Origin of the sequence: Acidisphaera rubrifaciens HS-AP3 (genome assembly GCF_000964365.1) — a bacterium.
In the GTDB taxonomy this organism is placed as follows: Bacteria; Pseudomonadota; Alphaproteobacteria; order Acetobacterales; family Acetobacteraceae; genus Acidisphaera; species Acidisphaera rubrifaciens.
Genome location: NZ_BANB01000300.1, coordinates 1 through 855 on the forward strand (window position 1 = coordinate 1; position 855 = coordinate 855).

At 72.6% G+C, this 855-nt stretch carries 1 protein-coding gene; it reads right to left on the minus strand.

Features of this window, described 5'->3' with window-relative positions:
• Nucleotides 1-72: 72 nt before the first annotated feature.
• Nucleotides 73-855 (minus strand): cation:proton antiporter domain-containing protein (locus tag B8460_RS09910; protein ID WP_048861435.1); only part of this gene is annotated, 783 nt, incomplete at its 5' end.

Below are 855 nucleotides of genomic sequence, written 5' to 3' on the forward strand. Positions count from 1 at the left end.
GGGGGACACGTGCGGGGCGACGGGCATGGCCCCCGACATGCCGGGCGCAACCGGCGGCGGCAAGCGGGACCGTCAGGCCCGGCGCATGCGCGGGCCGAAGCCGAGCAGCCGGGCCGCCGCGCCGACCGTCCAACCCTGCACCAGGAGCGAGACCACCACCACGATGAAGATGGCGGCGAACAGCCGCGAATCCCGCAGCGGATCGACCAGCGCCGGGATGAAGCTGAGATAGATCGGCACCGCCCCGCGCAGCCCGACCCAGGCGACGAAGGCCATCTCGCGCAGGCTGTACCGGAACGGCAGCAGACAGGCGAAGACCGCGATGGGGCGACCGAGGAAGATCAGCGCGGCCGCGCCGACCACGGCACCAGGAATGTGCGGCGGCAGGTCGTGCGGCGTGACCAGCAGGCCGAGCATGAGAAACAGCACGATCTGCGCGAGCCAGGCCATCCCCTCGAAGAAGGTCTGCAACGCCTCGCGCAGGGCGGGCGCGCGCGCCGCCGTCAGGACGCCCGCGACATAGGTGGCGAGGAACCCGCTCGTGCCGGCCACCTGCGCCGCGCCGAACACGGCGAGTGCGGCCGCCAGCGCGAACACCATCGCCAGCGCCGACTCCAGCCGCAGCCGCCGCAGCGCGAGCGCCAGCAGCCAGCCCGCGGCGACACCGAAGGCGAGGCCGCCGCCCATTTCCTCCGTGAAGCTGAGGGCGGCGTGCAGCGTCGTCACGCTCTCCGGCGAGACCAGGAGACGGAGCAGCAGGAACGTCAGGAACACCGACATCGGGTCGTTGAGTCCGGATTCGACCTCCAGCAGCGCCATCACCCGCTCGGGCACCGCGTTGCCGGTCCGCGGCAG